The organism is Solirubrobacter pauli, from assembly GCF_003633755.1.
GTDB classification, from domain to species: Bacteria; Actinomycetota; Thermoleophilia; order Solirubrobacterales; family Solirubrobacteraceae; genus Solirubrobacter; species Solirubrobacter pauli.
Genome location: NZ_RBIL01000001.1, coordinates 2,445,324 through 2,464,876, shown reverse-complemented (window position 1 = coordinate 2,464,876; position 19,553 = coordinate 2,445,324). Strand labels below are relative to the sequence as shown.

Here is a 19,553-nt window from a genome sequence, read left to right as displayed (position 1 = left end):
TCAGTACCTCACTCGAGGGTCGATGAACGCGTACAGGATGTCGACGATGAGCGACATCATCACGATGAAGAAGGCGCCGAAGAGCACCGTGCCCTGGATGACCGGCAGGTCCGACACGCTGATCGCGTTGTAGGCGTAGCGGCCGATGCCGGGCACGTTGAACACGGTCTCGGTCAGGATCGCGCCGCCGAGCAGGATGCCGATGTCCAGGCCGAGCAGCGTCACGATCGGCGTGATCGCGGCGCGCACGCCGTGGCGGAAGATCACCCGTCGCTCGGACAGGCCCTTGGCCCGCGCCGTGCGGATGTAGTCCTCCTGGAGCGTGTCGATCAGGTTCCCGCGCAGGAACCGCGCGTAGATCGCGGCGAAGGCGGCCGCGAGCACGCACCACGGCATGATCAGCGCCTCGGCCTTGCCGGCGAACGTCGTCGCCTCCCCGTAGGCGGAGTTGCCGGGCAGGATCGGCCACACGCCGATGTCGTCGGAGAAGAGCGTGATCGCGACGAGGCCGAGGAAGTACACCGGGGCCGAGATGAACAGCAGCGCGATGCCCATCGCCAGCCGGTCCATCCACGAGCCGGTCTTGATCGCGGACAGCACGCCGATCGGGATGCCGATCGCCAGCCACAGGAGCACGGCGCCGGTGGCGAGGAAGATCGTCACGGGCAGGCGCTCGAGGATCTCCGGCAGCACCTCGGTGTTGTTCTGGAAGCTGAAACCGAAGTTGACGCCGTTCCCGCCGACGAACGGCAGGATGTCCCCGATGTAGTTGATGAACTGCTCAGGCTTGGACTTGTCCAGGCCGAGCTGCACGCGGATGGTCTCGACGAGCTGCGGCGACGGCGACTTGCCGGCGCGCGCCACGGCGGGATCGCCGGACGGCAGCACGCTGAAGATCACGAACGTGATGCACGAGATCGTGAACAGCAGGAAGACGACCCACAGCAGCCGTCGGGCGATGTAGGCGGCCATCTACTTCTGCCTCGAGCCCTTGGGGTTGAGCGCGTCCTGCATGCCGTCGCCGACGAGGTTGAAGGCGAGCACGGTCAACAGCAGCGCCAGGCCGGGGAACAGCATCAGCCACCACGCCGACTCGAGCTGCTGCGTCGCGTCGGACAGCAGCAGGCCCCACGACGGCCGGTCCACGACGCCCACGCCGAGGAACGACAGCGACGCCTCCAGCAGGATGTTCGCCGGGATGAACAGCGACGCGTAGACGATGATCGGCGCGACGAGGTTCGGGAGGATCTCGCGGAAGATGATCCGCATGTTCCCCGCGCCGAGGGACCGTGAGGCCTCGACGAACTCCTTCTCCCGCAGCGAGAGCACCTGGCCGCGGATGATCCGCGCCACGTACGGCCAGTTCGAGAGCACGATGATGAAGATCACGATCGTCAGGCCGGGCTGCAGCGCACCGCCGAGGCAGCCTTCCTTGGTCGAGCACGCCGACGCGAGGCCGAGGCCGAGCAGCAGCACCGGGAACGCGAGCAGGATGTCGATCACGCGGGCGATCAGCGTGTCCACCCAACCGCGGAAGAAGCCGGCGATCATGCCCAGCGAGACGCCGATGATCACGGACAGGCCGGTGCCGATGAAGGCGACCGTCAGCGACGTCCGCGCGCCGTAGAGCACGCGGGAGAAGATGTCCTGCCCGATGGTGTTGACGCCGAAGAAGTGCTCGCTACTCGGTCCTTCCGGCAGACCGAAGTCGTCCAGCGCGTCCGTCGACGTCTGACCCGGCGGCGGGGCGCCGACCAGATCGCGGATGAGCGGGGCGAAGATCGCCACCAGCACCAGGCCCGCGATGAAGATGAGCGCGACGAGCGCGACTTTGTCCCTGCGGAAGCGGCGCCAGAACAGCTGCAACGGCGAGCGCGCCGCCACCGGCGCCTGCCCGGCGACGATCTGGTCGATGCCTTGGTCCTCGGCGTGCAGCAGGTCGCTGGCGCCCGTTCCAGTACTCAATTTCGATAGCCCCCTCGGGGTGGCTTGCTCCCTAGTTCCCCGAACCGACGAACACGCTACTACCTGCCCGCATCTGGGCCGCAAGTACCCTTCCGGCCCCAGGCCCTCGTAGCTCAATGGATAGAGCACGCGCCTCCTAAGCGCGGGATGCAGGTTCGATTCCTGCCGGGGGTACTCCTTTTCGGGGTTACCTACCGGTCGGGGCGCTCCGGGTAGACCTCGTCGATCGTCGCGAGCGCCTCGTAGGGCGCGTCGTCGCTCGCCAGCTTGATCTGCTCCGCCCCGCCGGCGAGACGGTCGAGCACGGTGACGACGCCCACGACGTCGTAGCCCTCGGCGCGCACGGCCTCGATCGCCTGGACGGTGGAGCCGCCGGTGGTGACGACGTCCTCGACGATCAGGCAGCGCTCGCCCGGCTCCAGCGGCGGACCCTCGACCTTGCGCTGCAGCCCGTGCGCCTTGGTCTCCTTGCGGACGAAGAAGGCCTTCACGTCCGCCCCACCGGCGAGCGCGGCGCAGGCGGGCGCGTCGGCGCCCATCGTGAGCCCGCCGACCGCCGTCGCCTCCCACTGCCGGGCGTAGTGCGCGACGAGCTCGCCCAGGGCGGCGAAGCCGGCCGGGCGCAGGATGGCGCGCTTGGCGTCGACGTAGTACTGCGCGGTGGCGCCGGAAGTGAGGGTGACCTCGCCGATGACGAGCGCGTGGCGACGTAGCTCTTCGATCAACGTCTCTTTTGCTGACATTGCCCAGGACACTATTGACCGCCGCGCCCGTAGACTGGCGGCGTGGAGCACCGCTTCGGCCACCGGCCGGGTTTCCCACTGGGCATCGAAGAGGAGCTTCTGCTCGTCGACGGTGAGACGCTGCGCCCGGCGAACGTCGCGAGCGAGCTGGTGCAGTCGCTCACCCCGCGCAGCGGGGTGATCATGAACGACCTCTACGAGGCGCTGATCGAGACCTCGACGCCCGTCGTCGACAACGCGCCGGAAGGCGTGCGGGTGCTGAGCGCCCTGCGCGACCAGCTGCGCGACGCGGGCGCGACGTTCTTCGGCGGCGGCCTGCACCCGTACGTCGCGTTCGGCGAGGTGACCCACGTCGAGTCCGAGCGCTACCAGGACATCCGCCACGAGATGCGCGGGCTGGTCAGCCGCACGCCGACCGCCGCCCTGCACGTGCACGTCGGCATGCCGGACCCGGAGACGGCCATCGTGGCCTGCAACCGGATGCGCGTGCACCTGCCGCTGCTGCAGGCGCTCGCGGCGCAGTCCCCGTTCTGGTTCGGCCACGACTCAGGCCTGGCGAGCGCGCGCTCGACGATCTTCCGCTCCTTCCCGCGCTCGATCGTCCCGCAGGCGTTCCGGGACTGGGAGCACTACCAGGACGTGATCCGCTGGTCCGTCGAGACCGCGGACATCCCCGACTACACGTACCTGTGGTGGGACATCCGCCCGAGCCCGAACCTCGGCACCGTGGAGATCCGCGCGATGGACGCGCAGAGCCGCATGGGGTCCGTCGCCGGGCTCGCGGCGCTCGTGCACGCGCTCGCCGTGGGCTGCGCGCTGGGCGAAGAGGAGGTCGCGCCGCCGACCGAGGGGATCATGGAGTCCTCGTTCCGCGCGGCGCGCGACGGGATCGAGGCGACGATCTGGTGGCGGGGCGCGCTCCGGCCGATCCGCGAGGTCGGCGCGGACGCGCTCGCGCTGGCCCGGCCGTACGCGCGCGACCTGGACGGCGAGGACGCGCTCGAGGAGGTCGAGCGCATCCTGCGCGACGGCGGCGGCGCGGACCGCATGCGCGCGGCCCACGCCACCGGCGGGATGGACGAGGTGCTCGCGCGCCTCGTCGCGGAGTCCGTCGAGCCCTACGCCTCGACCCAGACGACGTCGCCGAGCCGCAGCCAGTCGTAGATCGCCCGCGCGTTCGGCACCGGGACGCGCAGGCAGCCGTGGCTGGCGTTGTACGGCGGCACGGACGCGTAGCCGTGGATGGCGTAGCCGCGGATGAAGTACGCGGAGTCGACCATGCCCTTGGCGTTCGTGCCCGGGTCCTTGCGGTAGACGCGGAACTTGCCGCGGATCGTCGGCGTGGCCGGCGCGCCCGAGGACGTGTGGTAGATCCGCTCGACCTTGCTGCCGTTGACGAGCGCGAGGACCTGCGAGTTCAGGCGCGCCTCGACGTGGCGGCCGTCCTTCGGGTGGCGGACCTTGAACTGGCCCTTGCCGGCGAGCAGGCCGTTGAAGACCTCGGACGTCGCCGTGTAGGTGCGCGAGAGGCCGGCGACCTTGCGCCAGGCCATCACGGCGCGGGCGGTGCCGCCGTCGTAGACGCCGGTGCGCGGCACGACGTACTTCATCGCCGCGAGCTTGGACTGCAGGATGCGCACCGCCGGGCCACGCGAGCCGGTGGTCGCGAACGGCCGTACGACGGTCACCTTCGTCGTCTTCGTGCGCACCGTGCCCAGGCCGGGCGTGGCGGCGTGGGAGGCGCGGAGCGCGATCGTGCCCGCCTTCGCGGACTTGACCTTCAGCGTCGCCACGCCCGCCGTCCCGCCCGCGACGGGCTTGAACGTGAGCGTCTTGACGCGGATCTTCTTGTTGCCGCGGTAGACGCGCAGCACGGCGGTCTCGTTCGCGACGTAGGGCTTCATCACGACGCGCGCCGTGAAGGAGCGGCTCGTGAACGCGGCGCCGTCGAGCGTGTCCAGCGCGGACACGGCCATCGTCGCGGTCGCGGGAGCGGGTGCAGGCGGCGCCGGCGTGGGCGCCGGCGGCGGGGTCTGAGCGGAGGCGGTGGCGGGAAGGACGCCGAGCGCGACGAGCGTCGCGAGCCCGGTGCGCTTCATGCGGCCGCCGTTCGACGCGGAGCGGAGAAGGCCTGGAACCCGACCGCGATGACACCGACGGTGCCTATGACGACCGCCGCGCCGACCGCGGGATCGAGGTCCCTGGTCGTCACGAAGCTGATCGAGTTGTTCAGCGCATGGAGAGCCATGCACGGAACTATGGACTGTGTGCGCCAGTAGAGGAAGCACAACCCGACGCCGAACAAAGACAGCGCCAGCAGCGAGAGCGCCGGCGTGCCCCCCGCGTGCATGAGGCCGAACGTGCCGCCGACGAGCAGCGCGGCCCACACGGGCCCGAGCCGCTGCATCAGCACGGTGAACATGAACCCGCGGAAGAAGAACTCCTCCACCACCGGCGCGATCAGGCAGATCGTGACGAAGTAGGCGAGCACCGCCGCCGCGGACTCCTCGCGCTCGAGGTCGTTCGCCAGGTCCTGCTCGGGCGGCTGGCCGAACGCCTGGACGAGCAGCGCGGTCACCACGTAGAAGCCGACGAAGACCGCGACCGACCAGCCCACGGCCTGCCAGACCTTCGTCACCCTCCGCAGCCCGAACTGCTCCTTCGGCGTGCTGAGCAGCGCGAGCTTGACCGTGATCCACGCGGCGAAGACGAACAGCACCGACTGCAGCGCGGTGAGCCCGAGTTGCAGGCCGACCGGGAAGTTGTCCGAGCTGAAGTCCGGGTCGGACGCCTTGACGAGCGCGACGATCGGCAGGCTGAAGATGCTGAGGATGATCAGCGCGGAGAGCAGCGTCGCGAACGGCGCCCAGACCGGGACGACCCGCTCCGGCGGCTCGGGCGGCGTCGGCGGCGCTTCGGGAGCGGCGGTCTCGGGCGGCAGCCAGCCGCTGTACTGGGGCGGATCGGGAGAGCTCAAGGCGCGGCCAAGGGTATGAGCTCACGCAGCGTTTTGACCGTGCGCACGCCGTCGAGCGTCCCGCCGCCCCGCGCGATGTAGACGGGCTCCAGGCCCGCGGCCCGCGCGCCCTCCACGTCCGCGGCGGGCGTGTCGCCGACGTGCCACGCCTGCTCCGGCGTCGCGCCCGCCAGCCGCAGCGCGGCGGTGAAGATCGCCGGGTCGGGCTTGGCCGTGCCCACCTCGGCCGACGCCAGCGCGCCGTCGAGCAGCGGCGTCAGGCCGGTCTCGGCGAGCCGCTCGTGCAGCGAGAAGTCCCAGTTGGAGACGACCACGAGCCGGATGCCCGCCGCCCGCAGCGCGAGCAGCGTGGGGACGCTGTCCGGGTAGGCGAAGAAGCGCAGCGACGCGAGCAGCGCGTCGAGGATCACCGCACGCGGGATCCCCGGCAGCGCGGGCTCCATCGCGCCCGCGCAGCGCCCGCGCAGGTCGTCGAGGGACGCGGCGTCGCGGCCCTCGTCCAGGTGCGCCCGGTAGTAGGTGATCTCGGCGCGGATCGCCGCCTCCGCCGCCTCCGCCGTCGCCTCGTACCCGCGAACCCGCAGCTCGGCCTGCAGATGCGGCGCCGGTGGCTCGAAGCCGATCAGCGTCCCTAGGGCGTCGAGGAGAATCGCTTTAACCTGCGGCGCCATGTTCGCGGTCGATACTGCCACCTGGATCAACGCCGGCGTCTCGATCGCCGTCGCGTTCCTGATCGCGACGCTGCTCGACCGGCTGTTCCGCGGCCGGGCCGCGCGCGAGGTCGCGACCAAGGCCGGGCTCTCCCGCAGCGGCGCCACGCGCCTGCGCTTCGTGCGCCGGCTGCTGTACGCGGTGATCGTGCTGATCGGGATCGCGATCGCGCTGTCCGGGTTCGACGGCGTCTCCAACCTGGCGCGTGGCCTGCTGGCCTCCGGCGCGATCGCCGCGGCCGTGATCGGCTTCGCCGCCCGCCAGGTGCTCGCCAACTTCGTCGCGGGGATCATGCTCGCGATCACGCAGCCGATCCGCGTCGGCGACTGGGTCACGTTCGAGGGCAACTACGGCGTCGTCGAGGACGTGCACCTGAACTTCACGATCCTCAAGACCGCCAGCCAGCAGCGGATCGTGATCCCGAACGAGAAGCTCGCCGCGGGCATCCTCAAGAACGACACGCTGGTGGTCGAGGTGGTCAGCCCGGACGTGTCCGTGTGGGTCCCGCCGGAGGCCGACGTGGAGGCCGCGATCGCCGCGCTCGAGGACGAGACGCACCAGGAGGTCACGGTCGCCGAGGCCGTCCCGTGGGGCACGCGGCTGACCGTCGGCTCCGACCCCGTCCCGCCGCCGGATCGGGCGCCGCACGAGGCGCAGGTGCGCCGGCAATGTCTCGCCCGACTTCGTAAAGAAGGGTTGCTTCGGGGGCAATCGAACTAGACTCGGGGTTCGCCTGTGAGTCATTCCGCGCGTATCAGACGTCGTCGCCAGAAGGGTGGCGGAGCCGCCAAGTGGTTCCTGCTGGCGTTCCTCGTGCTGCTCCTGATCGGCGTTTCCGCCGGCCTCGCCGCAGCCGGCTGGGTGGTGCGCACGGCCAACGACGGCCCCGCCCTGTCGACCTACACGCCGCGCAACGCGGGAGCCCTGACCGAGGTGCTCGCCTCCGACGGCACGCGCCTCGGCTTCATCCAGAACGACGACCTCGTCCAGCCGATGGCGACGAGCGCCCTGCCGAAGGTCATGAAGCAGGCGACGGTCGCGATCGAGGACGAGCGCTTCTACAAGCACACGGGCGTCGACTACGAGGGCATCATCCGCGCGGCGGTCAAGAACGCCACGACGGACGGCAAGCAGGGCGGCTCGACGCTGACGATGCAGCTCGTGCGCAACCTGTACACGCAGGACGTCACGCGCTCCGGCATCGAGGGCTACAAGCGCAAGATCCGTGAGGCGCGCCTCGCCCAGCAGCTCGAGGAGGAGCACTCCAAGGAGTGGGTGCTCGGCAAGTACCTCAACACCGTGCCCTACGGCACCTACGGCGGCCAGAGCGCGATCGGCGTCGGCGCCGCCGCCCGCCTGTACTTCAACAAGTCGGCCCGGGACCTGACGCTCCGCGAGGCCGCGATGCTCGCCGGCATGCCGCAGGCGCCGTCCCAGTACTCCCCGGTGGACAACCCCGAGGGCACGAAGGCGCGCCGCAACGAGGTCCTCGGCAAGATGGCTGAGCTCGGCTACATCACGCGCGAGAAGGCGCGGGCCGAGATGAAGAAGGGCCTCGGCCTGAACATGGAGCGCTACTTCCAGCGCGCCCGCGAGCGGTACGTGCTCGACTACGTCAAGTCCGAGCTGATCAAGGAGTACGGCGCCGACGCCACCAAGCGCGGCGGCTTCCGCGTCTACACCACGATCAACCTCAAGTACCAGCAGTACGCGCGCGCCGCGATGAGCCAGCTCAACGGCGTCGGCCCGTCGTCGGCGATCGTCACGATCGACCCGAAGAACGGCGACATCGTGACCATGGCGTCAACGCAGCAGTACGGCCGCTCGAAGGGCAAGTCGACGTTCAACCTCGCCGCCCAGGGGCACCGGCAGCCGGGCTCGTCGTTCAAGACGATGGCGCTCCTGACCGCGTTCCGCGAAGGCGTGAGCCCGAGCACGACGTACACGTCGATCTCGCCGATGAAGATCGCCAAGCCGCCGTGCGGGTCCCCGACGTCCCCGTGGGAGCTCAAGACCTACGGCGGCAAGGGCGCCGGCTCGATGGACCTGCGCCGCGCGACGCTCGCGTCCGACAACTCCGTCTACGCCCAGCTCGTGTCCGACCTCGGCCCGGACAAGGTCAAGGAGACGGCGCGCATGATGGGCATCAAGTCCAAGCTGCTCGGCGTCTGCGCCGAGTCGCTCGGCGGCCTCACGGACGGCGTCTCGCCGCTCGAGATGGCCAACGCCTACGCGACGATCGTCAACGGCGGCTACCGCAACCGCCCGCGCGTGATCAAGAAGATCGAGACGCGCGAGGGCCCGGTCAAGCTGCCGGCCCGCTGGCGCGTCAAGCGCACCAAGGCCTTCTCCGACGGCGTGACCAACGAGGTCGTCAAGATCCTCGCGGCCAACGCCGCGGGCGGCACCGGCACCAAGTCGATCATCCCGGGCTGCACGGCCCAGGGCGGCAAGACCGGCACGACCGACAAGAACATCGACGCCTGGTTCGTGGGCTTCACGCCCAAGTTCGCCACCGCGGTGTGGGTCGGCTTCCCGGGCTCGGCGAAGATCTCGATGAACGGCATGTACTTCGGCTCCAACATCGACGGCGGCACCTACCCGGCCCAGATCTGGGGCGACTACATGAAGAAGGTCGTCGCCAAGGGCTGTGGCAAGTGGAAGGAGCCCACCGAGCCGTTCAACAGCCAGCCGTTCCAGGGCAAGTTCGCGCGTGAGGGCGCCAAGGACGAGGACTCCGGTGAGGGCGACCAGCAGCAGGGCACGCAGCCCGGCCCCGGGACGACCACGCCGCCCAGCAACGACACGTCGCCCGACAACGGCGGCGGCAACGACAACGGGGGCAACGGGAACGACGACACCGGGTTCGACCCCGGCGCGTACGAGACCCAGCCACAGGGTCCGCCCGGCAACGGCGGGACCCAAGCGCCCGGCGACGGCTGACAGCCGCTTCCCTGACTGGTACAACTTGCGCCGTCAGGGCTGGATCTAACAGGAGTGCTGTCAGATGGCGACGGGTGTCGTGAAGTGGTTCAGCGACGAGAAGGGCTTCGGCTTCATCACCCCGGATGACGGAGGGAAGGACGCATTCGTCCATTTCTCGGCCATCTCGGGTGACGGGTTCCGGACCCTTGCGGAAGGCGCCAAGGTCGAGTACGAGCTCGGCGAAGGCGCGAAGGGCCCACAGGCGACGAACGTCAGGGTCATATAGCTCTTGTCGAAAGAGGAGAAGGTCGAGTTCGAAGGCGAGGTCGTCGAGGCGCTCCCGAACGCGATGTTCCGGGTGCAACTCGACAACGGCCACGAAGTCCTGGGCCACGTGGCAGGGAAGATGCGACGGTTCCGCATCCGCATCCTGCCCGGGGACCGGGTGCGGGTCGAAGTCTCGCCTTATGACCTTCACCGGGCTCGGATCGTCTACCGGCATCGGTGAGCTCGAGCTCATAGCCGCCATCCGCAGCGCGCTCACGGTGCGCTCGGAGCGCGTCGTCCGCTGGATCGGCGACGACTGCGCGATCGTCCGCGCGGGGGGCGCATGCGCGGTGTCGACCGACGTGATGGTCGACGGGACGCACTTCCGGCTCGGCCAGGCGAGCCCGGAGGACGTCGGCTGGCGCGCGCTCGCGGGCGCGCTGTCGGACATCGCCGCGATGGGCGGGGACGCGGGAGAGGCGTACCTGTCGCTCGTGCTGCCGCGGGACATGGGCGACGACGACGTGCTCGCGCTGCACCGCGGCGCCGAGGCGCTCGCGGCCGAGTGCGGCGTGACGATCGCCGGCGGTGACCTCACGCGCGGGCCCGCGTTGACGGTCGCCGTGACCGTCATGGGCTGGGCGGACGCGCCCGAGGCCTTCGTCCGCCGCGACACGGCACGCCCCGGCGACCGCGTGGGCGTGACCGGGACGCTCGGCGCGTCGGCGGCCGGCCTGGCGATCCTCGACGGCGTCGCCCAAGGCCCGCCCGCGCTCGTGGAGCGCTACCTGCGGCCACGGCCGCGCCTGGCCGAGGGCCGCGTGCTCGCCGCGGGGGCCAGCGCGATGATGGACCTGTCCGACGGCCTGGCCTCGGACGCGCGCCGCATCGCCGAGGCGAGCGGCGTGAAGATCATCCTCGACGCGGGCGCCCTCCCGCTGGCGCCCGGCGTCGACTCCGTCGCACTCGCCGCCACCGGTGGCGAGGACTATGAGCTACTCGTGTGCGGACCCGATTCGCTGCCGCTGCTCACCTGGATCGGAGAAGTCGTCGAAGGTGAGGGCGTGGAGTGGATCGGAGCCCCGCCAGACGCTGACGCCTGGCGGGGCTTCGAGCACTAGCTTGGCCTTCAGTTACGCCAGCCTTGCATCGGCAGTGCCCTCCTCCTCGTTTCCGAGGAGGCGCTTGAGGATCGCGGCGGCGACAGCATCGCTGTCGACCGCGTACGTCCCGCACTGGATGCGCTCTCGTAGTTGCTGCACTTTGTTCACCGCACCGTCCTTGGAGGGAGCGATGGGGGCCGATCGGTTGAAGCGGCGGCCACCATCACGAGCCGGACCCGTCATCCGGGCTCGTGACACATATCGGGTATCCAGCACCGTCATATGAGCCTCATCGTCCTCGCCCGGACAATGGTCCATCAGGTGCTCACCCCAAGGCTCAACGTGCCGATCCACGTGGGTCGGACTTCACCAGCCGCGCGAACACGACGATCCGCTGGGCGGCCGAGTACAACGGATGACACGCCGTCAACACCAGTCGATCGAACGAGCGGTTGTCCACCACCCACACGTCCGTCGGCTGGACGATCCGGGTCCGCTCGACCCGGTAGGTGAACCGCCCGTAGGGCATGGTCACGACGATGTCGTCGCCGCTGCGGACCTTGTCGACCTTGCGGAACGGGGCGCCGTAGGTGGTCCGGTGGCCCGCGATCGCGACCGTGCCGCGCTGGCCGGGCAGGACCGTCGACGGGTAGTGCCCGGGGCCGCGCCGCAGGTCGTTCGCATCGGTGCCTTCCAGGAACACGGTGTTGAGCCCGATCCGGTCGATGCGCAGGCGCCCGACGGCGTCTCCGTCGTCCGTGTGCCGGCTCAGCGACCGCGCCGCGAACGCGAGCTTCTTCTTCGGGTCGGGCAGCTTCACGATCGCCTTGCGCTCGACGGGTGTGAGCGGGATCTTCTCGAGCCGGTCCAGCTCGCCGGACAGCTCGTTCTGCTGGAAGTGGGCGTAGGTCGAGGACACGGGCTCCTCCCACACGAGCGTGAGGAAGGCGTCCAGGAGCAGCAGCGCGCCGGCGATGATCAGCGCGTTCGCGAACCCGCGCAGGACCTTGCGCGCACGGCGCGGCTTGGGCGAGGAGGTGGTCATCGGCGCAGCGCCGACTCCGTGCCGCCGAGCGAGCCCGGGCCGGCGTAGCTGAGCGGGCCGCGCGTCGCGAACTGGGGACCGGACTTGCCGCGGTCACCCATCCGGCGGCGCGCGATCAGCACGCGGAACACACCGGCGAACGCGGCCAGCAGGGCGGCGAACAGCAGCGTGGAGCCGAACGCGGAGCCCGTCAACGCCGCGATCGCCATGCCCCAGCCGAGCTCGTGCGGGCCGAGGTCCAGCGCGCCCGCGAGGTGCACGACCGCGAGCACGGGCACCACGAGGCCGGCGATCAGCGCGACCACGGCCACGCGCCCTCGCCAGCCGGCGGCCGCGAACAGCCACAGGTGCGCCGCGGGGATCAGCAGGCCCGCAGCGTACGGGTTGCGCAGCCACGCCAGCCCCACCAGCACGCTCAGCCAGAGCGCCGTCGCCACCGCGAGGCCCTCGACGCCGGGCGCTCCGGGCCCGCGGCGGCCGTTGACGGGCTGCTCCGCCGAAGGCGCGCGGGCGAACGCGCGCGCGACCAGGCGGGCGCCGAACCACGCCAGGCCGGCGACGATCGCGGCGCTGACGAGGGCGATGATCCCACTCGAGCCGACCGGCCAGCGCGCTGGGTTCACGACCCCCGCGGGCGCGTCGACGAGCCCGGTCGCGCCGAGCATCCGCAGCCACAGCCAGGCGGCGGGCAGCGGCACGGCGGCGACGGCCAACCACGCCACCCACGGCCCGATCGGCACGTGGCGACGGCGCGCGCGGAAGAACGCGTCGAGCGCCGCCAGCAGGGCGGGCAGCAGCAGCGTGCCCACCACGAGCCGCACGCTCCAGTCGGAGGCGACGTTGCGCAGCGTCGAGATGCCGGACGGCGCGTCCGCGAAGGCGGGCTGGTCCCGGCGCCCGGCCTCGTCCAGCGCCCCGACGGCGCGCACGGCCGAGCGACCGAAGACGCGCAGCCGCTTGCGATACACGGTCGCGCCCTCCTTCGGCCCGAGCTCGCCGGACGCCGACAGCAGCACCGCGGGCAGGCCCTCGGCGGCGATCGCGCCCTGCTCGGAGAGCGTCACGGGCAGCGCGCGGCGGACCCACTGGCCGAGGGCGTGCGGCCCACCGGGGTCCGCGCGCGTCTCGCGGCGGACGGCGGCCTGCACGGTGCGCTCGAGGCCGAGCGGGACGGCGCGGGGCGTCCCCGTCCAGGACACCACCCACGGCTTGCGGAGGTCGTTCGACGCCAGGTCGCCGAGGACGAGCACGCCGTCGACCGGTGCGCCCGCCTCCGTGCGTGCCCACTCGCGTGCGCCCTGGAAGCCCTTGCTCGCCCCCGTGGTGGAGACGATCACGAGGGTCTTGTTCACGTCACGCGACTTGTAGACGCGCGCCAGCTCGAGCAGGACCGCCGTGGCGGACAGCTCCGCGCGCCCGCGCGAGTCGCGGTCCGCGAGCACGACGATCCGACGCGCCGACTTGCCCGGCCGTGTCGCGACCACGGTCGTGTAGCCGTCGTCGTCGGTGGTCTTGCGCACCGTGAAGGTGGGCCGCTCGCCCTCCGCCCACGGCGCCGCGAGGTCCTCGGCCACGTAGTCGGCGAGCGCCTGGTCGCCGGGCGAGCCGGGCGACCGGTCCGGGAAGTCGGCGTAAAGCCCCTGCAAAGAGCCGGGATCCTTGTCCCGCACGGTGCCGAACGCGCGGTCTTGGCTGAACGCGTCGGGCGGCAGCTCGGCACGCCCGGGCGTCGGCCGGTCCTGCAGCGCGAAGGCAGCGAGGAACAGCGCGAGCAGCGCGGGAAGGAAGGCGGTCCGGTAGACGCGGCCGTCGAGCACGCGATCCACGTTAATGCCTCGTGTAGCAACCGAACTATCCTTGCGTTGCTCCGGCATGGCCGATCGCGCCCCCAGAATCTTGCTCGTGGACGACGAGCAGCCCATTCAGACGCTGCTCTCCTTCCCGCTGCAGCGGGACGGCTACGAGGTCGTCCAGGCCGCCGACGGCCCGGAAGCGCTCGAGCGGTTCGACGAGCAGGTGTTCGACCTCGTCGTGCTGGACGTGATGCTGCCGCGGATGGACGGCCTCGAGGTCTGCCGGCGCCTGCGCGCCAAGGGCGAGACCGTGCCGATCATCATGCTCACGGCCAAGTCGGAGGAGATCGACAAGGTCCTCGGGCTCGAGCTGGGCGCGGACGACTACATCACCAAGCCGTTCTCGATGCGCGAGTTCCGCTCGCGCGTGAAGGCCGCGCTGCGCCGCTCGGGCATGGCGCGCCCGGACACCGACGACGAGCGGCCGATCGAGGTGCGGGGCCTCAAGATCGACCCGGGCAAGCGCACGGTGTCGCGCAACGGCGACAGCGTCTCGACGACCTACGTCGAGTTCGAGATCCTGGCCGCGCTCGCGCGGTCGCCCGGCCGCGTGTTCACCCGGGACATGCTGCTGGCGCGGGTGTGGGGCGACTCCGCCTACCGCGACCCGCGCACCATCGACGTGCACATCCGCCATCTGCGGGAGAAGATCGAGGCGGATCCGAAGGAGCCGGAGTACCTGTTCACGGTACGCGGCGTCGGATACCGCTTCCGCGACGAAGACGCGTAGCCCGTGCCGGGTCTGCGCTCGCTGCGGAACCGGTTGGCGCTGATCTTCGCGCTGATCATCGTCGGTGCGATCGGCACGATCTACCTGTCGGTGACGCCACGCCTGGAGGCGTCGCTCACGTCGCAGCGGCTCAAGGAGGTCGAGCAGGCGGCGCGTCAGTACACGAACGACGTCGGTCTGTCGATGGTCCCGCCGAAGCCGCTGCCGAGGCTCGAGGACAAGAGCCCCGACGAGGGCAAGATCAAGTCCAACCGCTCCGGCAAGGTGCGCGACCTCGCCGGCAAGATCGGCACCGAGATCATCGTCATGGGCGTCGGCGACGACGGGCCGTTCGCGTTCACCGACACGACGCCGGACGGCGGTGCCAGCGCGGCCGACGTCGAGACGCTCGCGAACCAGGCGCGTCGCACCGACCGGCTCGTGAGCGGGATCGTCACCACGCCCAACGGCCGTGAAGCGATCGCCGCACGGCTCATCCATGACGAGAACTCGACGCGACGCAACGAGCAGCCGTTCGTCGCCGTCTTCGCCGCCTCGCTGTCGGACGTCGCCGCCAACGTCTCGCTGATCCGCCGCCAGATCCTGCTCGCGGGCGGCATCGCGCTGGTGATCGCGATCCTGGCCGGCTACCTGGTCGCGCGAGCGCTCGCGGCGCGCGTGAAGCGACTTGAACGCGCCGCCCGCAAGGTCGCCGCCGGCGACTTCTCGCAGCCGATCCGCGCGGACTCCGACGACGAGCTCGGCGAGCTCGCGCGGACGTTCAACGACATGCAGGACCAGCTCGCCCGGCTCGACCGCGCGCGCAAGCAGTTCATCGCCTCGGCCTCGCACGAGCTGCGCACGCCGATCTTCTCGCTCGGCGGCTTCCTCGAGCTGCTGGCCGACGAGGACCTCGACGAGGAGACGCGGCGCGCGTTCCTGGAGCAGATCCGCGGCCAGGTCGACCGGATGCGCAACCTGGCGGTCGAGCTGCTGGACCTCTCGCGCCTGGAGGCGGGCGCGCTGGAGCTGCGGCCGGAGCCGACGGACGTGGGCCAGCTCGCGCGCGAGGTGGCGTCGGAGTTCACGCCGCTCGCCTCCCAGCACGCGTCCGACGTGGAGCTGGACCTGCGGCCGGAGCCGATCGAGCTCGACTGCGACCCCGAGCGCGTGGCCCAGGTGCTGCGGATCCTGCTCGACAACGCGCTGCGCCACACGCCGCCCGGCACGGGGGTTCGCGTTTCAGCGGCCCGGGCGAACGGGCACGTTCGGCTCGAGGTCGCGGACCGCGGCCCGGGGATCACCGATCAGAACATGCCGCACATCTTCGAGCCGTTCTTCACTTCCGCCGAGCAGGCCCAAGGCGCGGGCCTCGGGCTCGCGATCGCCCGCGAGCTCGCGGAGCGCATGCAGGGCCGCCTGACCGTCCGCTCGAGCCCGGGCAAGACGACGTTCTCCCTGGTGCTGCCGGCATGAGGCGCCTGCTCGCCGCCGCCGCCGTGGCGCTCGCGCTCGGCGCGTGCGGGGGCGACGACGGAGGCGACGATCCGGCTGCCCGCACCACCGCCACGCCCCCCGCGACCACGCGCGACGAGGTCGTCGCCAACCAGGCCGAGGGCGGCTTCGACGCGCGCAAGATCTACGACGAGGAGGCGCCGGGCGTCGTCACGATCGTGTCCCGCTTCGGGTCGGAGGCGGGCGAGGGCTCGGGCTTCGTCCTCAACGAGGAAGGCGAGATCGTCACCAACGCGCACGTGGTCGCCACGGGCGAGGACGGCGAGCCGCTGCGGCGGGCCGACGAGGTCTACGTGGAGTTCGCGGACGGCAACCGGGTCGAGGCCAAGGTGCTCGGGCAGGACCCGAACGCGGACGTCGCGCTGCTGCGCGTGGACCCGGACGGCCTGAAGCTCAACCCGCTCCCGCTGGGCTCGAGCGAGGACGTGCAGGTCGGCGAGCCGGTCGCGGCGATCGGGTCGCCGTTCGGGCAGGCGCAGTCGCTGTCCGTCGGGATCGTCTCGGCGAAGGACCGCGCGGTCGCCTCGCTCACCGAGTTCGCGATCGCGGGCGCGATCCAGACGGACGCCGCGATCAACCCGGGCAACTCGGGCGGGCCGCTCGTGAACGCCGCGGGCGAGGTGATCGGCATCAACCAGCAGATCCAGTCGCGCTCCGGTGGCGGCGAGGGCGTCGGCTTCGCGGTGCCGATCGACACCGTCAAGCGGTCCACGGACCAGCTGCGCGAGTCCGGCACCGCCAAGTACGCGTACCTGGGCGTAAGCTCCGTGCCGCTCTACCCGCAGCTCGTCGAGCACTTCCGGCTGGACGTCGACAAGGGCGCGTGGGTGCAGCTGCTCAACCCCGGCTCGCCGGCGGCGGAGGCGGGCGTGAAGGCCGGCGGCGGCCGCGAGCTGTTCCAGGGCACGCCGTACGCGCGCGGCGGCGACGTGATCACGAAGCTCGCGGACCAGCCGATCGAGACCTCGGACGACCTCTCGAACGCGCTCGCCCGGTACAAGCCGGGCGAGACGGTCAAGCTCGAGATCCACCGCGGCGGGCAGACGCAGACGCTGGACGTCAAGCTCGGCGAGCGCCCCGCCGGGACCTCCACCGGCGGTTGACGGACCCCGCATGGTTCATTGACGCGACAGCTGGATATCGTCACGCACAGATGAGCGAGCAGCCGCCACTCGTACTGGTCTCCAACCGCGGGCCGGTCACCTACCAGGAGGACGGCTCGGTCAAGCGCGGCACGGGTGGCCTCGTGACCGCTCTGACGGGCCTCGCCTCCCACCGCGACGCGATCTGGATCGCCTCGGCGATGACCGATCAGGACGTCGAAGTCGCGCGCGAGCACGACGGCAAGCCGTTCGAGGTCGAGGCGCCCGAGGGCGGGTCGTTCCGGATCCGCTTCGTCGAGAGCGACGCCGAGGCCTACGACCGCTTCTACAACATCATCGCCAACCCGATGCTCTGGTTCATCCAGCACTACCTCTGGGACCTGAGCAACGCGCCGGACATCCGCCGGCACGAGGTGGAGGCCTTCGAGCAGGGCTACCAGGCGGTCAACCACGACCTCGCGCAGGCCGTGATCGACGAGATCGACGGGCAGGAAGAGCCCGTCGTGATGGTCCACGACTACCACTTCTACACGCTGCCCGGGATGATCCGCGAGGCGCGGCCGGACGTCTTCCTGCACCACTTCGTCCACATCCCGTGGACCCAGCCGGACGCGTGGCGCGTGCTGCCCAACGGCATCCGCGAGCAGATCTACAACGGCCTGCTCGCCAACGACATCATCGGCTTCCACACCAAGTCCTACCAGCGCAACTTCCTCCAGTGCTGCCGGGACCTGATGGACCTCGACGTGTCCTTCGACGAGGGCATCGTCCACTGCGGCGACCGCGAGGTGTGGGTCCGCCACTACCCGCTCCCGATCGACTACGAGTCGACCCGCCGGATCTCCCGCCGCCCGCGCGTGCGCGAGTTCGAGGAGCGCGTCCTGGCCCGGCGCCGCGAGTTCGCGATCCTGCGCGTGGACCGGGCGGACCTGAGCAAGAACGTCCTGCGCGGCTTCACCGCCTTCGACATCTTCCTTGAGCAGCACCCGGAGTTCGCCGAGCGCATCACCTTCACGGCGCAGCTGATGCCGTCCCGGACCGACGTCCCCGAGTACGCCGAGTACCTGGAGAAGATCGAGGCGCTGGTGGCCGTGGTCAACCACCGTCACGGCACCCCCGACTGGATGCCGATCGACCTCAAGCTCCGCGACGACCTCGACGAGGCCGTCGCCAGCTACAAGCACTACGACGTGATGATGGTCAACGCGATGTTCGACGGCATGAACCTCGTGGCCAAGGAAGGTCCCCTGGTCAACGAGCGCCACGGCGTCTCGATCCTGTCCGAGAACACCGGCGCCCACGAGGAGCTCGGCGAGTTCGCGATCTCCGTGAACCCGTTCGACGTCCAAGAGCTCGCCGACGCCATCTACTCCGCGCTCGTCATGTCCCCCGAGGCCCGCGAGCGCCGCGCCCGCGGCCTCAAGGAGATCGTCACCTCGCGCGACCCGGGCGACTGGATCGACGAGCAGATCGCGGACATCCGCGCCAAGCACGCCGGCTCCCGCGCCACGGGCTAGCCGCCCTCGAAGCCGAACTCGTGGCCGCCCGCTCGGGGCGGCGAAGCGGGCCGCCGTGCGGGCACGACCGCGCGCGGAGCGGCCGCGGCCGGCATGGGCCGGGCGGGCGTCGACGCAACCGGCGTCGTGGCGGCCGCGCCGGGGCGCTCCCGCCGGCGTGGCGCTCGCGAAACGGCCGGGGGCCGTGTGCGCGTCCGGACGGGGGCGCTCGGCGGCCTGCGCGCCCGATCCCTCGGTCGCGCCTCCGCGTCCTGATCCTGCCGAGCGAGCGGCGCAACGAGACCTGCCTCCTCGGCATCCGCCGTAGGCGCTTCACGGACGAGCGGCCGCGCGTCGTCGGCCGGCAACGTCGCGCCCGTCGTCGCCGAGAACGCCCATGCGGAGCCGAATGCGAGCACCGCGCAGGCCGTCGCGACCAGCGCGACGTTGCCCCAGCGCACACGCCGCATCAGGTTCCGTCCCATACCTCCCTTAGGGTTTGGGTCGGGAGCGTTCGCCCCACATTGCTACCCTCTGCCACCGCAATGGCGAGTGGAACGCACATCTACGACCTCACGCTCCTGCTCGACCCGGCCGTCGAGGCCGAGCGTCGTGAGCAGATCGTGGCGGACGTCGCAGACCTCATCGACCGCACCGGCGAGTTCATCGGACGGCATGACTGGGGTACTCGCCAGGCTGCCTACGAGGTGCGGAAGAAGGCTGAGGCCGACTACCACCTGATTCAGTTCAGGGGCGGGAACGAGCTGCTCGAGCAGCTCGACCACAACCTCAAGATCACGGACGGCGTCCTGCGCCACCGGATCATCAAGCTGCGGCCGGGCACGCCCGACCCGCCGGACCTTCGCCCGTCGGCCCAGCCGGCGCCGGAGGCCGCGGAAGCCCAGCCCCAAGAGGCTTAGAGCACACCTTGCAGGGCCGCCATCTGGCGGCCCTTCTTGTTTAAGCGGCGCGGTCGTGAACGGCAACGGCAACGGCTGAGCACACCCGCTGTTCCCCGGACTGTGGAACGCGTGCGCGTTCCCCGTTCGCATGGCGAGGGCCGATTTCGCGGGGGGTGTGCCTGGAAACCGTCCTGTGGAGACGGTTGGCGGTCATACCCCGCCTCACGCGCCCACGTCAC

The 19,553-nt window shown here is 70.9% G+C and carries 20 protein-coding genes and 1 tRNA gene; 12 read left to right on the top strand and 9 right to left on the bottom strand.

Going from position 1 to position 19,553, the window contains the following annotated elements; genetic code table 11:
* Both C8N24_RS11715 and C8N24_RS11710 read right to left on the bottom strand, forming a co-directional pair.
* Entirely contained in the window at positions 1–972 is a 972-nt protein-coding gene (locus tag C8N24_RS11715; protein ID WP_121250205.1) for an ABC transporter permease, read from the bottom strand.
* Positions 973–1,965 carry an ABC transporter permease gene (locus C8N24_RS11710; RefSeq protein WP_121250204.1) on the bottom strand — a complete coding sequence of 331 codons (993 nt, stop codon included), beginning with the start codon at positions 1,963–1,965 and terminating at the stop codon, positions 973–975.
* Positions 1,966–2,067: 102 nt separating this feature from the next.
* On the opposite strand from C8N24_RS11710, the gene C8N24_RS11705 reads away from it, so the two are divergent.
* A tRNA-Arg gene (locus C8N24_RS11705) sits at positions 2,068–2,139 on the top strand.
* A gap of 17 nt (positions 2,140–2,156) precedes the next feature.
* Here the strand turns inward: C8N24_RS11705 and C8N24_RS11700 are convergent.
* Positions 2,157–2,708 carry an orotate phosphoribosyltransferase gene (locus tag C8N24_RS11700; protein ID WP_121250203.1) on the bottom strand — a complete coding sequence of 184 codons (552 nt, stop codon included), beginning with the start codon at positions 2,706–2,708 and terminating at the stop codon, positions 2,157–2,159.
* A gap of 42 nt (positions 2,709–2,750) precedes the next feature.
* Here C8N24_RS11700 and C8N24_RS11695 point away from each other — a divergent pair, with 42 nt between their 5' ends.
* Positions 2,751–3,872, top strand: a complete 1,122-nt coding sequence (locus C8N24_RS11695; protein ID WP_121250202.1) for a carboxylate-amine ligase — start codon at positions 2,751–2,753, stop codon at positions 3,870–3,872.
* Here C8N24_RS11695 and C8N24_RS11690 read toward each other — a convergent pair.
* From C8N24_RS11690 to C8N24_RS11680, 3 genes are read right to left on the bottom strand one after another with little or no spacing between them, the layout of a single operon-like run.
* The gene (locus C8N24_RS11690; RefSeq protein WP_121250201.1) at positions 3,827–4,807 is read right to left on the bottom strand and encodes a L,D-transpeptidase family protein; all 981 of its coding nucleotides are present in this window, start codon (positions 4,805–4,807) and stop codon (positions 3,827–3,829) included. The two genes, C8N24_RS11695 and C8N24_RS11690, sit on opposite strands and share 46 nt — an antisense overlap.
* Positions 4,804–5,685 (bottom strand): CPBP family intramembrane glutamic endopeptidase, encoded by an 882-nt coding sequence (locus tag C8N24_RS11685; protein WP_121250200.1) that lies wholly within the window; start codon positions 5,683–5,685, stop codon positions 4,804–4,806. The genes C8N24_RS11690 and C8N24_RS11685 overlap by 4 nt, the downstream gene beginning before the upstream one ends.
* Positions 5,682–6,356, bottom strand: coding sequence for an HAD family hydrolase (locus tag C8N24_RS11680; protein ID WP_121250199.1), 675 nt, complete (start codon positions 6,354–6,356; stop codon positions 5,682–5,684). The genes C8N24_RS11685 and C8N24_RS11680 overlap by 4 nt, the downstream gene beginning before the upstream one ends.
* Between C8N24_RS11680 and C8N24_RS11675 the strand changes: the two genes are divergently transcribed.
* The 5 genes from C8N24_RS11675 (at position 6,355) to thiL (ending at position 10,709) form a co-directional block, all read left to right on the top strand.
* Complete coding sequence (locus C8N24_RS11675; protein ID WP_121250198.1) at positions 6,355–7,116, top strand: mechanosensitive ion channel family protein; 762 nt, start codon at positions 6,355–6,357, stop codon at positions 7,114–7,116. The two genes, C8N24_RS11680 and C8N24_RS11675, sit on opposite strands and share 2 nt — an antisense overlap.
* Positions 7,117–7,131: 15 nt before the next feature.
* Positions 7,132–9,339: a transglycosylase domain-containing protein gene (locus tag C8N24_RS11670; RefSeq protein ID WP_147447752.1), complete on the top strand. Its 2,208-nt coding sequence runs from the start codon at positions 7,132–7,134 to the stop codon at positions 9,337–9,339.
* 64 nt (positions 9,340–9,403) lie between these two features.
* The gene (locus tag C8N24_RS11665; RefSeq protein ID WP_121250196.1) at positions 9,404–9,607 is read left to right on the top strand and encodes a cold-shock protein; all 204 of its coding nucleotides are present in this window, start codon (positions 9,404–9,406) and stop codon (positions 9,605–9,607) included.
* Between the two features lie 3 nt (positions 9,608–9,610).
* Positions 9,611–9,829, top strand: a complete 219-nt coding sequence (gene infA, locus C8N24_RS11660; protein WP_121250195.1) for a translation initiation factor IF-1 — start codon at positions 9,611–9,613, stop codon at positions 9,827–9,829.
* Complete coding sequence (thiL, locus tag C8N24_RS11655) at positions 9,789–10,709, top strand: thiamine-phosphate kinase (RefSeq protein WP_121250194.1); 921 nt, start codon at positions 9,789–9,791, stop codon at positions 10,707–10,709. Before infA ends, thiL begins: the two co-directional genes overlap by 41 nt.
* 12 nt (positions 10,710–10,721) lie before the next feature.
* Here thiL and C8N24_RS11650 read toward each other — a convergent pair whose 3' ends face one another.
* Genes C8N24_RS11650 through C8N24_RS11640 form a run of 3 tightly spaced genes read right to left on the bottom strand, consistent with a single transcriptional unit; the run spans position 10,722 to position 13,553 of the window.
* Entirely contained in the window at positions 10,722–10,973 is a 252-nt protein-coding gene (locus tag C8N24_RS11650; protein WP_170179027.1) for a flagellar biosynthesis anti-sigma factor FlgM, read from the bottom strand.
* A gap of 55 nt (positions 10,974–11,028) precedes the next feature.
* Positions 11,029–11,736 carry a sortase gene (locus tag C8N24_RS11645; RefSeq protein ID WP_121250192.1) on the bottom strand — a complete coding sequence of 236 codons (708 nt, stop codon included), beginning with the start codon at positions 11,734–11,736 and terminating at the stop codon, positions 11,029–11,031.
* The gene (locus tag C8N24_RS11640; RefSeq protein WP_147447750.1) at positions 11,733–13,553 is read right to left on the bottom strand and encodes a hypothetical protein; all 1,821 of its coding nucleotides are present in this window, start codon (positions 13,551–13,553) and stop codon (positions 11,733–11,735) included. The genes C8N24_RS11645 and C8N24_RS11640 overlap by 4 nt, the downstream gene beginning before the upstream one ends.
* Positions 13,554–13,608: 55 nt before the next feature.
* Here C8N24_RS11640 and C8N24_RS11635 point away from each other — a divergent pair, with 55 nt between their 5' ends.
* The 5 genes from C8N24_RS11635 (at position 13,609) to rpsF (ending at position 19,332) form a co-directional block, all read left to right on the top strand.
* On the top strand, positions 13,609–14,319 hold the full coding sequence (locus C8N24_RS11635; RefSeq protein WP_121250190.1) for a response regulator transcription factor: 711 nt from the start codon (positions 13,609–13,611) through the stop codon (positions 14,317–14,319).
* A gap of 3 nt (positions 14,320–14,322) precedes the next feature.
* Positions 14,323–15,774: a sensor histidine kinase gene (locus tag C8N24_RS11630; RefSeq protein WP_121250189.1), complete on the top strand. Its 1,452-nt coding sequence runs from the start codon at positions 14,323–14,325 to the stop codon at positions 15,772–15,774.
* On the top strand, positions 15,771–16,916 hold the full coding sequence (locus C8N24_RS11625) for a S1C family serine protease (RefSeq protein WP_121250188.1): 1,146 nt from the start codon (positions 15,771–15,773) through the stop codon (positions 16,914–16,916). The genes C8N24_RS11630 and C8N24_RS11625 overlap by 4 nt, the downstream gene beginning before the upstream one ends.
* A 50-nt stretch (positions 16,917–16,966) precedes the next feature.
* Positions 16,967–18,433: an alpha,alpha-trehalose-phosphate synthase (UDP-forming) gene (locus tag C8N24_RS11620; protein WP_121250187.1), complete on the top strand. Its 1,467-nt coding sequence runs from the start codon at positions 16,967–16,969 to the stop codon at positions 18,431–18,433.
* Positions 18,434–18,957: 524 nt separating this feature from the next.
* A complete protein-coding gene (gene rpsF / locus C8N24_RS11615) occupies positions 18,958–19,332 on the top strand; it encodes a 30S ribosomal protein S6 (RefSeq protein ID WP_121250186.1) in 375 nt (124 codons plus the stop codon).
* The last annotated feature ends 221 nt before the right edge of the window (positions 19,333–19,553 follow it).